Here is a 14,866-nt window from a genome sequence, read left to right on the forward strand (position 1 = left end):
CGTACCCATGGCCGGGAACCGCCGTCCCCGCCGCCCCTACCGCTGCCGCAGCGCGAACCACAGCTCCATGCGTACGTCCGGGTCGTCCAGGTCGGTGCCGAGGAGCGCGGCGCAGCGGGCGATGCGCTGGCGCACGGTGTTGCGGTGCACGGACAGGGCGACGGCCGTACGGTCCCAACTGCCGTGCAGGGAGAGCCAGGTGCGCAGCGTCTCGGCCAGCGCGGGGGTGGCCGTGACGGGGGCGAGCAGCAGCCGGGCGTGTGCCTCGGCCTCCTCGGGCGGCACCAGGTCGGCGAGGCCCGCGCGGTCGCCGTGCCGGACCAGCGAGGTGCGGGTGGCGCGGGCGCGGGCCAGCGCGCGGGCGGCCTGTGTGTCCGCGGCCGGCCACTCGTCCGGGGCCACGGCCGCGCTGACGCCCAGCGTCCAGCCGGGCTGCGCGGCCGGTTCGCGGTCGGCCGGCACCAGGACCCGTACGACGTCCTGCGCCAGGTCGACCAGCGGCGACCCGAGGGCCGCGCCCAGCGCGGAGGCGGCCACGGCGTCGGGGGACTGCGCGTCCGGCCGGGCGTGCAGCACGAGCCAGCGTCCGGGCCCGAGGAGCGGGGCGACGCCGGCCGGCGGGGCGCCCAGCAGCAGCCGTACCAGCGCGGAGGACCGGGCCGCGCCCGTGCCGCTCTGGTGCTCGCCGGTGAGCAGGGTGAGCAGGACGGCGGCGACGGAGGCGATGGTGTGGTCCCCGGGGTCGCGCTGCGGTGCGGCCACCCCGAGCGCGAAGCCCTGTCCGGCGCCGAGGGCGTAGGCGGCGAGGTGGGTGCCGGCCTTGCTGTCGGTGGCGGAGGTGGGGGCGCCCGGGCCCGACGGGCGTACGACGTCGGCGAGTTCGGCGAGCGCCGCCGCGAGGTCCGTCCCCGCGGGGCGCCCCCCGGAGGCGATCTCCGCGCCGTCCGGCCCGTACAGCACCGCCCATCCGCTCACGCGCTGGGCGAGCTGCCGCAGCACCGACGGCACCGGGTCCGGGCGGGAGGCCGCCGCCGCGAGGCGCTGCTGGGCCTCCGTGACCCGGCGCAGCTCCGCGAGCCGGGCCTGCGCCATGAGCTGCCAGACCGCGCGGGCCACGCCCGAGAACGTGGTCCGCGGCGGGACCTCCAGCAGCGGGAGCCCCTGCGCCTCGCAGGCCGTCACCAGGGCGGGCGGCACCGTGTCGAACACGGGCGCCACGCCGAAGCCGACGGCGGCGCCGCCCGCCGCGACGATCCGCGCCACGTAGTCGTCGAAGTAGCCGCCCGGGTCCGCCCCCTCGGGGACGTGGACGCCGGCCGTCAGCAGCAGCTCCCCGCCCAGCAGATACGGATACGGATCGGCCATCTCCGAGGTGTGCACCCAGTGGATCACGATGCCGGGGTCGGACGGCCCCGCGATCTGCCGCAGGGCCAGGTCCTCACGGGCCAGGAGGGACGCGAGAGGCACCGGTGGAGTAGGGGGGACAGCGGGGTCGGGCATGGTGTGCGTTCCCTCCATCCGACACCGTACGAATGGATGAAACGTACACTTCGCAGTCGCTTTCCGGCCACCTAATGTCGGTGCTCATCACCCGCCGGCGAGACCGAGCGAAGGAGGCCCCGTGGCCGTCGACTACACCGTCATCGTCATCTACCTGGCCGGCATGCTGGCCATGGGCTGGTGGGGCATGCGCCGCGCCAGGTCCAAGAGCGACTTCCTGGTGGCCGGGCGCCGCCTCGGGCCCGCCATGTACTCCGGCACCATGGCCGCGATCGTCCTCGGCGGCGCGTCCACCATCGGCGGCGTGGGCCTCGGATACCAGTACGGCCTCTCCGGCGCCTGGATGGTCTTCACCATCGGACTCGGCCTGCTCGCGCTGTCCGTCTTCTTCTCCGCCCGCATCGCGCGGCTGAAGGTCTACACGGTCTCCGAGATGCTGGACCTGCGCTACGGCGGCCGGGCGGGCGTCATCTCCGGCGTGGTCATGTGGGCGTACACGCTGATGCTCGCGGTCACCTCGACCATCGCGTACGCCACGATCTTCGACGTCCTGTTCGACATGAACCGGACCGTCGCGATCATCCTCGGCGGCTCGATCGTCGTCGCGTACTCGACGCTCGGCGGCATGTGGTCGATCACCCTCACCGACATGGTGCAGTTCGTGGTGAAGACCATCGGCGTCCTGCTCCTGCTGCTCCCCATCGCGGTCGTCAAGGCGGGCGGCTTCAGCGAGATGAAGGCCAAGCTGCCGACCTCGTACTTCGACCCGCTGGGCATCGGCGGCGAGACGATCTTCACCTACGTCCTGATCTACACGTTCGGCATGCTGATCGGGCAGGACATCTGGCAGCGCGTGTTCACGTCCGGCAGCGACAGGACGGCCAAGTGGGGCGGCACGGTCGCGGGCACCTACTGCCTCGTCTACGCCCTCGCCGGCGCCGTCATCGGCACCGCCGCCAAGGTGATGTACCCCAAGCTCGGCAGCCCGGACGACGCCTTCGCGACCATCGTCAAGGACGAACTCCCCGTCGGCGTACGGGGGCTGGTGCTCGCCGCCGCCCTGGCCGCCGTGATGTCGACCTCCTCCGGCGCGCTGATCGCCTGTGCGACCGTCGCCAACAACGACATCTGGTCGCGGCTGCGCGGAGCGGTGCGCCGCTCGGACGAGCCGCACGACGAGGTCAGGGGCAACCGCGTCTTCATCCTGGTGATGGGCGTCGCGGTGATCGTCACGGCGATCGCGCTGAACAACGTCGTCGAGGCGCTCACCGTCGCCTACAACCTCCTCGTCGGCGGACTCCTCGTGCCCATCCTCGGCGGGCTGCTGTGGAAGCGCGGCACCGCGCAGGGCGCCCTCGCCTCGGTCGTCGTCGGCGGCCTCGCGGTCGTCGGCCTGATGGCGGGCTACGGCATCCTCGCCAACGAGCCCGTGTACTACGGCCTGCTGTCCTCCCTCGTCGTCTACGTGGCCGTCTCCCTCGCGACACCCGCCACCGACGCAGCCGTCCTCGCCGCCTGGCGCGAGCGTCTCGCCGGACGGACCCCACAAGCCGCCGCCGAGCCCGTGCCCGCGGCCCAGTAGAGTCGTACAAGAAGCAGTACATATCGCTCCATACGCGATGAAGCGTAGGAAAGAAGGCAGCGCCCCATGAGCAGCAACGAGACGCCCCGCGGACCCGTCGACTCCTCCCGCATACCGCGGTACGCCGGACCCGCGACCTTCGCCCGGCTGCCCCGCCTCGACGAGGTCGGCCGCGCCGACGTCGCCGTCGTGGGCGTGCCGTTCGACTCGGGCGTCTCCTACCGGCCGGGCGCCCGCTTCGGCGGCAACGCGATCCGCGAGGCGTCCCGGCTGCTGCGGCCCTACAACCCGGCGCAGGACGCGTCCCCCTTCGCGCTGGCGCAGGTCGCGGACGGCGGCGACATCGCGGTGAACCCGTTCGACATCCACGAGGCCGTCGACACGATCGAGGCGGCCGCCGACGAGCTGCTCGGCACGGGCGCCCGGCTGATGACCCTGGGCGGCGACCACACCATCGCGCTGCCGCTGCTGCGGTCGGTGGCGAAGAAGCACGGCCCCGTCGCCCTGCTCCACTTCGACGCCCACCTCGACACCTGGGACACGTACTTCGGCGCCGAGTACACACACGGGACGCCGTTCCGGCGCGCGGTGGAGGAGGGCATCCTCGACACGTCCGCCCTCTCACACGTGGGCACCCGCGGCCCGCTCTACGGCAAGCAGGACCTCACCGACGACGAGAAGATGGGCTTCGGCATCGTCACCTCGGCGGACGTCTACCGCCGCGGGGCCGACGAGGTGGCGGACCAGCTGCGCCGGCGCATCGGCGACCGCCCGCTCTACATCTCGATCGACATCGACTGCCTCGACCCGGCGCACGCGCCCGGCACCGGCACCCCCGAGGCCGGCGGCATGACCTCCCGCGAGCTGCTGGAGATCCTGCGCGGGCTGGCATCCTGCAACCTGGTGTCGGCGGACGTCGTCGAGGTGGCACCGGCGTACGACCACGCCGAGATCACATCGGTGGCGGCCTCGCACACCGCGTACGAACTGACCACGATCATGTCCCGCCAGATTGCAGAGGCCCGCGAGAAGTGACGCACGACCACGACCTGGAACTCCGCCCGACGGCCGCGCAGACCGAGGCCGCGCTGAACCCGCCCGCCGGCCGCAACGGCGGAGACCTGGTCGTGGAGACGCTGGCCGGGCTCGGCGCGACCACGGTGTTCGGGCTGCCCGGCCAGCACGCGCTCGGCATGTTCGACGCGCTGAGCCGCTCCGACCTGCGCTACGTCGGCCTGCGGGTGGAGAACAACGCGGGGTTCGCGGCGGACGCCTACGGCCGCGTCACCGGCGAGGCGGCGCCGCTGCTGCTGTCGACGGGGCCGGGCGCGCTCACCTCGCTCGCGGCGCTTCAGGAGGCGCGCGCCGCCTCCGCCCCCGTACTGGCGATCAGCAGCCAGGTCCCGACGGCGGGGCTGGGCGGCGGCCGCCACGGTTATCTGCACGAACTCCCCGACCAGGCCGCCTCGTTCAGGGGCATCGTGAAATCGGTGCACACCGTCCGAACGCAGTCGCAGATCCCGTCCGCGATCGCGGAGGCCTGGAAGTCGGCCCTGACCGCCCCGCACGGACCGGTGTGGGTGGAGATCCCGCAGGACGTGCTGCTCGCCGGGACGCACCTGCCGATGGTGACGGCGCTCGACGCGACCCCGGACGACCTGCCGCCGCGCCCCGAACTCACCGCCGTAGCCGCTGACTTGCTGTCGCGCGCGGAGCGGCCCGCGATCATCGCGGGCGGGGGAGTGGTGCGGGCGGACGCGTCGGGCAAGCTGCGGCAGCTGGCGGAGAAGCTCGACGCTCCCGTCGTCACGACCTTCGGCGGCAAGGGCGCGTTCCCGTGGACGCACCCCCTCTCCCTCCAGTCCTGGCTGGAGGACCGCCACACCACCGACCTCCTGGAGGACGCGGACGTCCTGCTCGTGGTCGGCTCGGGTCTCGGTGAACTCTCCTCGAACTACCACACGTTCAGGCCCCGGGGCCGGGTGATCCAGATCGAGGCGGACCTCGGCAAGCTGGAGTCCAACCACTCGGCCCTCGGCATCCACGCGGATGCGCGACTGGCCATGCAGGCACTGCTGGAGACGGTGACAGAGCGCGTCGACCCGACGGCTTCGGAGCGCGTACGAGCGCTTCTCGCAAAGGTCGCCGATCGCATCTCCGCGCAGGAACTCACCCTGGAGCAGGACGTGTTGGCGTCGGTCCGCCGGGCCCTGCCCGCCGACTCGCCGTCCTTCTGGGACATGACGATCCTCGCGTACTGGGCGTGGTCCGCCTTCGACGCGAAGTCCCCCAACCACATGCACTCGGCCCAGGGCGCCGGCGGCCTCGGCTACGGCTTCCCGGCGGCGCTCGGCGCGGCCGCCGCGGACCCGACCCGCCCGGTCCTCGCTGTGTCCGGCGACGGCGGCGCCCTGTACTCCATCGCGGAGCTGGCGACGGCCAGGCAGTACGACCTGAACGTCACCTGGCTGATCGTCGACGACGGCGGCTACGGCATCCTGCGCGAGTACATGACGGACGCCTTCGGCCGGCCGACGGCGACGGAACTGACCCGCCCGGACTACGTGGCCCTCGCCGAGTCGTTCGGCGTCCCGGGGACATGGACGACCCCCGGGACGCTGGAGAGCGACCTGGCGAAGGCGCTGTCCCAGCCGGGCCCGTCGGTCGTCGTACTCCCCGCCGTTCTGCGGATGTTCGCGCCGACGCACCTCGGCTGAGCGGTTCCTACCAGATCGAGTCCACCCACTCCGGGTGGTCGATGAACGGGTTCCGGTTGTGCTGGTAGGTGTCGTAGATGACCTGGTTGCGCTTCTCCTCGAAGGCGCTCGGCGGGTCCTGGTCGTTCCACTGCTTGAGGACCGAGAGCTTGCCCATGTAGGGGCTGCTGCCGTTGTTGACCTTGTCGTCGGGCTCCAGGTCGGCGAAGCCGTCGCCGCCGTCGTAGCGCACCGCCATGTAGAGGATCATGCGGGCCACGTCGCCCTTGTCCGCGTCGCGCGGCTCGAAGGAGTCGGAGTCGACCTTGCTGCCGCCGCCGCCCGTGACCGCGCTGCCACCGTTGTCGAAGTCCAGGTTGCCGCGGATGCTGTTGACCTGGACGTCCGCGGGGCGCAGGTGGTGCAGGTCGGTGCCGGGTCCGGTGACCTCGCCGAAGTCGCCGTGGGACTTGGCCCAGGTGTGCTCCCGGTTCCAGTCGCCGACGTCGCCGCCGTTGAGGGACTTGGCACGCGAGACCCCGCTGTAGAGCAGGATCACGTTGTTGCTGTTGTTCGGGTCCTGGTCGGTGACCTTCAGCGCGTTCCAGACCGCGGAGTACGAGATCTTGGTCTGGCTGCTGATGATCGTGTGCAGGGACGACTTCAGGCTCGCGCCCGTCTTGCCGATCGCGTTCTTGTAGTAGGTCGAGTCGTAGTCGGTCGTCGTGGCCGCGGCGGGGCTCGCGGTCAGGGCCGGAGCGGTGACGCCGGCCAGGACGGCGGCGGTGGCCAGCGCGATCGACTTCCAGCGCCGGGTGCGTGTCGCCAGCATAAAGAGTGTCCCATCTACGCGGGTTGCATGGAGGCGGCAAACCGGAGCGTGACATGGACATGAGGCCGTGTCGATTAACGGGACGTGAAGAAACGGCCCCCGACCGTGCGGTCGGGGGCCGTTGGAGTACCGCGGTCCGTCAGCTGACGTCGGACGGATCCAGCCGGTAGAGAGACGAGGAGGACGTGGAGGACGTGGAGGAGGTCTTGCTGTAGGCGCTCTCCTTCACCGACGTGCCGTGCTTCTGCACCCAGGTGGTGAGTTCCTGGTTCGCGTTGCTGCCGCCACCGGGGCCGCCGCCCATGCCGCCGCCGAGCTGGATGTAGTGCAACTCGCCCTTATGCACCAGCTCCTTGAGCTTGGCGAGGGTCATCGCCTTGTCGGAGCCCGTGAAGCCGAACATCGAGATGACGGGCTTACCCGAGCTGAGGATCATCTGGCCGGCGCTCTGCGAGTTGGACACCGCGATCAGCCACTCGGCGCCGTCCTGGTGCTTCTCCAGGTACGAGATCAGCTCGCTGTCGGCACCGGCCATGCCCCTGCGGGGCCCCGAAGTCCCGCCGGGAGCGGCGCTGTTGGCGCCACCGCCCGGAAACTCTCCGTTCATGCCGTCCTGTTGGCCGCTCTGGCCGTCGGGTGCCCCGCTGGGCGCGCCGCCGCCCTGCGGGAGTTCACCCGCGCCGCCGGGGAGTTCGCCACCGCCCGGCAGCTGGCGGTTGCCGCCGCCGGGGAACTCGCCACCCTGCTGAGCGCCGCCCGGCATCCGGCCGCCGCCGAACCCGCCACCCGGCCCGCCCATCCCGCCGGTCGACGGTCCCGCCGTGGGGTTCGTGCCGCCCATCATGCCGCCGCCGGAGGAGCCGAAGGCGGGTGAGGCGGCGTAGGCCGTCGGGCCGGCGAGGGACGCGACGACCGCCGCGGCGGCGGACACGGCGAGCAGCCGTACGCGGTTGCCCGACCGGAAGACGAACAGGCCCACGATCGCCAGGACCATGACGACGGCGACGGCCGGCCAGAGCCAGGTGTGCCAGCCGGTGGCCCGGCGCAGCAGCACGATCGCCCAGATGCCTGTGACGGCGAGCCCGGCGGGCAGCACCCAGGACCAGCGGGCGTCACCGCTGCGGAAGGCGCGCCACAGCAGGACGCCGCCCGCGCCGGAGAGCGCCGCGATGCCGGGGGCGAGCGCGGTCGTGTAGTACGGGTGCATGGTGCCTTCGGCCATCGCGAAGGTCAGGTAGTGCAGCACGAGCCAGCCGCCCCACAGCACCAGCGCGGCGCGGGTGAGGTCGGTGCGCGGTGCGCGGCCGCGGAGCACCAGGCCGGCGACGAGCGCGATGAACGCGAAGGGGATGAGCCAGGAGATCTGGCCGCCGAGGACGTCGTTGAACATCCGGCCGAGGCCCGCGGTCCCGGCGAAGGTGCCGCCTCCTCCGCCGCCTCCACCGCCTGCGCCGTTGCCCTCGCCGCCGAGCACCCGGCCCAGACCGTTGTAGCCCATGATCAGGTTCCAGGCGGAGCCATCGGTCGAACCGCCGATGTACGGGCGGTCGTCGGCGGGGACGAGCGAGACCGCCGTGGCCCACCAGAAGCTGGAGACGGCCAACGCCACAGCCGCCAGCGCCAGGTTGACGACCTTCCTCTTCCAGCCGAGGCGGGACGCGAAGACGTACACGGCGAAGACGGCCGGCAGCGCGATGTAGCCCTGGAGCATCTTCGTGTTGAAGGCGAGCCCGAAGCAGACCGCGGAGCCGATGAGCGGCAGCAGCCGGTCGGTGCGCACGGAGCGCAGGGCGAGGGCGGCGCCCCCGACCATCAGCAGGACCAGGATCGTGTCGGGGTTGTTGTCCCGGTCGATGGCGACCGTGATGGGCGTGAGCGCGAGCACCAGCGCCGCGATCGCGGCCGCCGCATGCCCGAAGTACCGCTTCACGGAGGCGTGCAGGATCCAGATGGCGCCGAGCGCGGCCGCGATCTCGGGCGCCATCATCTGCCAGGTGCCGAAGCCGAACAGGCGGCAGGACAGGCCCATCACCATGAGCGCGAACGGCGGCTTGTCGACGGTCATGAAGTTGCCGGCGTCGAGCGAGCCGAAGAACCACGCCTTCCAGCTCTGGGTGCCGCTGTAGACGGCCGCGCTGTAGAAGCTGTTGAGGCTGCTGCCGGACAGGTTCCAGGCGTACAGGACCGCCGCCAGCACCAGGATCGCGATCAGGGCGGGCAGCGACCAGCGCGGGGCGATGTCCGGAGGTGCCGAAGGCGGGGCCGGCGGCGGCCGGTCGGCGGACACGGTCGGGGTGTGGGGGAGTGGATCGGTGGCAGATGTCACCCGCGCATCGTGCAGAGGCGGGGTGGGTGCGCGCTGTGCTGAACCTGGCCGCCGCCTGTGAATACGCAAAGGGAGCGGTAACGCCTTGTGCGGCCTTTGCCCAACGAGTCGGCAGAGGCGTACAACCTTTCACGTGAAGCTGTGCGTCAACACGGCATGACTCACGGCAGATTCACCGGACGCGCCAGAGCGCTCGCCATCGGACTCGGTGTCCTCATACCCGGCGTGGCCGCCGCCGCGCCCGCCGCCGCGGCCACGACTCCCACCGTCAGCTGCACTTCGGCCAAGGCGGGCCTGGCCACCAAGCTCCAGAAGGACATCAACGCCGCCCTCACCAACCGCAAGGGCACGATCGCGGTCGGCCTCTACGACCGCTCCACCAGCACCACCTGCTCGCTCCGCGCGACCAGCTCGTACGACTCCGCGAGCGTCGTCAAGGTCACCGTCCTCGCCACGCTGCTGTGGGACGCGAAGAAGCACAACCGCTACCTGACCGACACCGAGGCCTCGCTCACCAAGTCCATGATCACCAAGTCGGACAACGACGCGACCACCAAGCTGTGGAAGCAGCTCGGCATGACGAAGATCAAGGGCTTCCTGACCGCCGCCGGGATGACGAAGACCGTGCCGGGCGCGAACGGCTACTGGGGTCTGACCCAGATCAACGTCACCGACGAGCAGAAGCTGCTCAAGCTGGTCACCGCCAAGAACACGGTGCTGAGCGACAACTCCCGTGCGTACATCCTGAAGTTGATGGGCCAGGTCATCTCCTCGCAGCGCTGGGGCACGCCCTACGGCCGCCCGTCCGGGGTCACCTGGCACGTGAAGAACGGCTGGCTGCAGCGCTCCACGCACGGCTGGCGGGTGCACAGCGTCGGCACCTTCACCGGCGGCGGCCACGACTACATGATGACCGTGCTCACCTGGGGCAACAGCGACATGAACTACGGCATCAACACCATCCAGGGCGTCGCGAAGGCCATCCACAAGGACCTGGCGGCGAGCTGACGCTTCATGAGCGGGTCTCCCGCCCGTCACCGACCCGTCCTACGGTGGCGCCCATGCGCCTGAGAACCGTACTCGCGACCGTCACCGCGGCCCTGGCGGCGGTCACCACCCTGACCGCCGCCGGGCCCGCCTCGGCCACAGCCGCGACGACCCGCACGACGACCCACGCCTGCTCCCCGGCCGTCTCCATCGACCGCTTCTCCGACGCGCTCGACAAGACGACGTACGAGGGAACCTTCGTCGGCAACTTCTCCGCCCTCGCCGTGGACCGGGACGGCTCGCTCGCCGCCCTGGAGGACCGCTCCTCGCTCTTCGGCCTCGACGCGAAAACGCTCCGGCCCAAGGACGTGGTCCAGCTCGCCGACGAGAAGGGCGCAGCGCTGGACAGCGAGGGTCTCGTCGTCGATCGCGACGGCACCCGCCTGATCACCTCCGAGACCGAGCCGTCGATCCGCCGCTACTCGCGCGCCGGGAAGATCCTCGACCGTCTCCCGGTCCCCTCCTCACTCCTCGTCGCCCCGGCCGGGCGCGCCACGTCCAACCAGACCTTCGAGGGCCTGACCCTCCTGCCCGGCGGCCGCACCCTCGTCGCCTCCATGGAGAACGCGATCTCCGGCGACTCCACGGACCTCGTCCGCTTCCAGACCTGGACCCGGACCTCGGGCGGCCACTTCCGGCTCGGCGCGCAGTACGCGTACCGCATCGACGCCGGCCTCGGCGTCCCCGAGGTCCAGGCCACCCCCGACGGCCGGCTGCTCGTCCTGGAACGCGGCTTCACCTCGGGCGTCGGCAACACCGTCCGCCTCTACCTGGCCGACCCGCGGCACGCGACGGACACGAGCGGCGTCGAGAACCTCACCGGCCAGGCAGGCGTCCGTGTGATCAGGAAGACGCTGCTGGCCGACATCGCCGACTGCCCCTCCCTCGGCGCCACCGCCAAGCAGCCCCAGCCCAACCCCCTGCTCGACAACATCGAGGGCATGACGATCACGGGCCGTGACCAGGGCCGTCTGAAGGTCCTCCTGGTCAGCGACGACAACCAGGGCGCGACACAGACCACGCGGTTCTACTACCTGCGGGTCCGAATCTGACCCCCGTCCCCTCCTGGATTGTTGCGGAGGGATGAAATCCGCTTCATTTCGCGTTGGTGCCTTCCGGTAGATCAGGACCGCTGACGGAGGGCACCCGCGTGAGTATGCAACGGGGATGGGTACGACGACTGGCGGGGTACGCATGGCGTCACCCCAAGGACGTCGTGCTGGCCCTGGGCTCCTCACTCGGCGGCATGGCCGTCATGGCGCTGGTCCCGCTGGTCACCAAGGTGATCATCGACGACGTGGTCGGCGACCACAGCCGCGCCATGGCCCCGTGGGCCGGCGTCCTCATAGGCGCCGCCGTCGTCGTCTACGTCCTCACCTTCGTACGCCGCTACTACGGCGGCCGCCTCGCCCTCGACGTCCAGCACGACCTGCGGACCGAGATGTTCGAGACGATCACCCGGCTCGACGGCCGCAGACAGGACGAGCTGTCCACCGGCCAGGTCGTCGGCCGCGCCACCAGCGACCTCCAGCTGATCCAGGGCCTGCTCTTCATGCTCCCGATGACCATCGGGAACCTGCTGCTCTTCCTGGTCTCCCTCGTGATCATGGCGTGGCTGTCGCTGCCGCTCACCCTGGTCGCCCTCGCCGTGGCCCCCGCCCTGTGGTTCATCGCCAGGCGCAGCCGCTCCAAGCTGCACCCGGCCACCTGGTACGCCCAGGCCCAGGCCGCCGCCGTCGCCGGCGTGGTCGACGGCGCCGTCAGCGGCGTACGCGTGGTGAAGGGCTTCGGGCAGGAGGACCAGGAGACGGGGAAGCTCCGGGAGGTCGGGCGCCGGCTGTACGCCGGACGGCTGCGCACCATACGCCTGAACAGCAAGTACACCCCGGCCCTCCAGGCCGTGCCCGCGCTCGGCCAGGTGGCCATGCTCGCGCTCGGCGGCTGGCTGGCGGTGCGCGGGCACATCACCCTCGGCACCTTCGTCGCCTTCTCCTCCTACCTCGCCCAGCTGGTCGGACCGGTCCGGATGCTCGCCGTGGTGCTCACGGTCGGGCAGCAGGCGCGGGCCGGCACCGAGCGCGTCCTGGAGCTGATCGACACCGAGCCGTCGATGAAGGACGGCACCAAGACGCTGCCCGCCGACGCGCCCGCCACGGTCGAGTTCGACGACGTGTCCTTCGGCTACGACCGCGCCTCCGGCACAACCAGCCCGGTCCTCGACGGGCTCAGCTTCGAGATCCACCCCGGCGAGACCCTCGCCGTCGTCGGCTCGTCCGGCTCCGGCAAGTCGACGGTCTCACTCCTGCTCCCGCGCTTCTACGACGTCACCCACGGCGCCGTCCTGATCGGCGGCCACGACGTCCGCGAGCTGACCCTCGACTCGCTGCGGTCCGCGATCGGCCTGGTCCCCGAGGACTCCTTCCTCTTCTCCGACACGGTCCGCTCCAACATCGCCTACGGCCGCCCCGACGCGACCGACGAGCAGATCCAGACCGCGGCCCGCGCCGCCCAGGCGGACCGTTTCATCCGGGAGCTCCCGGCGGGCTACGACACCACCGTCGGCGAGCACGGCCTCACCCTCTCCGGCGGCCAGCGCCAACGCGTCGCACTCGCCCGCGCGATCCTCGCCGACCCGCGGCTGCTCGTCCTCGACGACGCCACCTCCGCCGTGGACGCCCGTGTCGAGCACGAGATCCACGAGGCGCTGAAGCAGGTCATGCAGGGCCGCACCACCCTGCTCATCGCGCACCGCCGCTCCACGCTGGGCCTCGCCGACCGGATCGCCGTGCTCGACGCGGGCCGGCTCGCCGACGTCGGCACGCACGAGGAGCTCCAGGCGCGGTCCGCGCTCTACCGGCGGCTGCTCACCGACCCGGACGAGCTCGGCGGCGTCTCGCCCGGCCACGCCCAGCCGGCGTGCCCGACGGAGAACACCTCGGTCCGCGCCGAGCTGGACGCCGAGTTCGACGCCGAGCGCGGGGTCACCCCGCGGCTGTGGTCCGGCGACCGTGAGCCCAGGGACACCGCGCTGGAGGGCATGCCGGCCACGCCCGAACTCCTCGCCCAGGTGGACGCGTTGCCCCCGGCGGCCGACGTCCCGGACATCGACGAGGCGCGGGCGGTGCGGCCGGAGGACTCGTACGGACTGCGGCGTCTGCTGCGTGGCTTCGGGCTTCCCCTGCTCGTCAGCCTGGGGCTGGTCGCCGTGGACGCGGGCATGGGGCTCGCGCTGCCCGTCCTGATCCGGCACGGCATCGACCAGGGCGTCACCAGGATGGCTCTCGGCGCGGTCTGGTCGGCCGCGCTGCTGGGGCTGCTCGCGGTGCTGGTGCAGTGGGCGGCGCAGCGGGGCGAGACCCGGATGACCGGGCGCACCGGCGAGCGTGTCCTGTACTCCCTGCGCCTGAAGATCTTCGCCCAGCTCCAGCGGCTCGGACTCGACTACTACGAGCGGGAGTTGACCGGCCGGATCATGACCCGCATGACGACGGACGTGGACGCGCTGTCCACGTTCCTGCAGACGGGGCTGGTCACCGCCTTCGTCTCGGTCGTCACCTTCTTCGGCATCATGGTCGCCCTGCTGGTCATCGACGTACAGCTCGCGCTCGTCGTCTTCGCCACGCTGCCGCCGCTGTTCGTGGCGACGTTCTTCTTCCGGCGGGCGAGCGTGAAGGCGTACGAACTCGCCCGTGAGCGGGTGTCGGTGGTCAACGCCGACCTCCAGGAGTCGGTGTCCGGGCTGCGGATCGTGCAGGCGTTCCGGCGCGAGGGCGACGGGGGGCGGCGGTTCGCGGAGCGCAGCGCAAGTTATCGGCAGGCGCGGATCCGGGGTCAGTTCCTGATCTCCATCTACTTCCCCTTCGTGCAGCTGCTGTCGTCCGTGGCCGCCGCGGCCGTGCTCGTCTCGGGCGCGGGACGGATCGACGACGCGACGCTGACGACGGGTGCGCTGGTCGCGTACCTGCTCTACATCGACCTGTTCTTCGCACCGGTCCAGCAGCTCTCCCAGGTCTTCGACGGCTACCAGCAGGCCACGGTCTCGCTGGGCCGCATCCAGGAGCTGCTCCGGGAGAAGACCTCCACCCAGGCCGCCGGCGACCCGCGGGAGGTGCCCGCCCTGCGCGGCGAAGTCGCCTTCGAGGACGTGCACTTCGCGTACGGCGATGACGAAGAGGCGCTCGTCGGCATCGAGTTGCGGATACCGGCGGGGCAGACTGTCGCGTTCGTCGGCGAGACCGGCGCGGGCAAGTCGACCCTCGTCAAGCTCGTGGCACGGTTCTACGACCCCACCGGCGGCCGCGTGACGGTAGACGGCCAGGACCTGCGGGCGCTGGACATCACCGCGTACCGCCACCGGCTCGGCGTGGTCCCGCAGGAGGCGTACCTCTTCCAGGGCACCGTCCGCGACGCCATCGCCTACGGCCGCCCGGGCGCCACCGACGCCGAGGTCGAGGCGGCGGCCCGGGCGGTCGGCGCGCACGAGATGATCGCCACGCTCGACGGCGGCTACCTCCACGAGGTCGCCGAACGCGGCCGCAACCTCTCCGCCGGGCAGCGCCAGCTGATCGCGCTGGCCCGAGCGGAACTGGTCGACCCGGACGTCCTCCTCCTCGACGAGGCGACGGCCGCCCTCGACCTGGCCACGGAGGCCCAGGTCAACCAGGCCACGGACCGCCTCGCAGGCCGCCGTACCACCCTCGTGGTGGCCCACCGCCTCACCACCGCGGCCCGCGCCGACCGTGTGGTGGTCATGGATCACGGCCGCGTGGTGGAGGACGGCACCCACGAGGAACTGCTGCAACTGGGCGGCACATACGCGGAGTTGTGGCGGACGTTCATCGGGGAGGGTGAACCCGAGGAGCCGGTGGGGGTCTCCCGGTAGG

General features: G+C 71.6%; 9 protein-coding genes. 6 read left to right on the forward strand and 3 right to left on the reverse strand.

The window, feature by feature from the left end; genetic code table 11:
• Positions 1-36: 36 nt before the first annotated feature.
• On the reverse strand, positions 37-1,500 hold the full coding sequence (locus ACGFYN_RS05705; RefSeq protein ID WP_393864473.1) for a helix-turn-helix domain-containing protein: 1,464 nt from the start codon (positions 1,498-1,500) through the stop codon (positions 37-39).
• Positions 1,501-1,621: 121 nt separating this feature from the next.
• Here ACGFYN_RS05705 and ACGFYN_RS05710 point away from each other — a divergent pair, with 121 nt between their 5' ends.
• From ACGFYN_RS05710 to ACGFYN_RS05720, 3 genes are all read left to right on the forward strand, one after another.
• On the forward strand, positions 1,622-3,082 hold the full coding sequence (locus ACGFYN_RS05710; protein WP_393864474.1) for a sodium:solute symporter: 1,461 nt from the start codon (positions 1,622-1,624) through the stop codon (positions 3,080-3,082).
• Between the two features lie 66 nt (positions 3,083-3,148).
• Positions 3,149-4,117, forward strand: a complete 969-nt coding sequence (gene speB, locus ACGFYN_RS05715; RefSeq protein ID WP_393864475.1) for an agmatinase — start codon at positions 3,149-3,151, stop codon at positions 4,115-4,117.
• Complete coding sequence (locus ACGFYN_RS05720; protein WP_393864476.1) at positions 4,114-5,799, forward strand: thiamine pyrophosphate-binding protein; 1,686 nt, start codon at positions 4,114-4,116, stop codon at positions 5,797-5,799. The genes speB and ACGFYN_RS05720 overlap by 4 nt, the downstream gene beginning before the upstream one ends.
• A 7-nt stretch (positions 5,800-5,806) precedes the next feature.
• On the opposite strand, the gene ACGFYN_RS05725 is transcribed toward ACGFYN_RS05720, so the two are convergent.
• Together ACGFYN_RS05725 and ACGFYN_RS05730 are read right to left on the reverse strand one after the other, a co-directional pair.
• A complete protein-coding gene (locus tag ACGFYN_RS05725) occupies positions 5,807-6,610 on the reverse strand; it encodes an endonuclease I family protein (protein WP_393864477.1) in 804 nt (267 codons plus the stop codon).
• A 139-nt stretch (positions 6,611-6,749) separates the two neighbouring features.
• A complete protein-coding gene (locus ACGFYN_RS05730; protein ID WP_393864478.1) occupies positions 6,750-8,936 on the reverse strand; it encodes a glycosyltransferase family 39 protein in 2,187 nt (728 codons plus the stop codon).
• A gap of 156 nt (positions 8,937-9,092) precedes the next feature.
• On the opposite strand from ACGFYN_RS05730, the gene ACGFYN_RS05735 reads away from it, so the two are divergent.
• From ACGFYN_RS05735 to ACGFYN_RS05745, 3 genes are all read left to right on the forward strand, one after another.
• The gene (locus ACGFYN_RS05735) at positions 9,093-9,944 is read left to right on the forward strand and encodes a serine hydrolase (protein WP_393864479.1); all 852 of its coding nucleotides are present in this window, start codon (positions 9,093-9,095) and stop codon (positions 9,942-9,944) included.
• A gap of 53 nt (positions 9,945-9,997) precedes the next feature.
• On the forward strand, positions 9,998-11,035 hold the full coding sequence (locus ACGFYN_RS05740; RefSeq protein WP_393864480.1) for an esterase-like activity of phytase family protein: 1,038 nt from the start codon (positions 9,998-10,000) through the stop codon (positions 11,033-11,035).
• 98 nt (positions 11,036-11,133) lie between these two features.
• Complete coding sequence (locus ACGFYN_RS05745; protein WP_393864481.1) at positions 11,134-14,865, forward strand: ABC transporter ATP-binding protein; 3,732 nt, start codon at positions 11,134-11,136, stop codon at positions 14,863-14,865.
• Position 14,866 lies beyond the last annotated feature (1 nt).

This window comes from Streptomyces sp. NPDC048419, assembly GCF_043200415.1.
Taxonomy (GTDB): Bacteria; Actinomycetota; Actinomycetes; order Streptomycetales; family Streptomycetaceae; genus Streptomyces.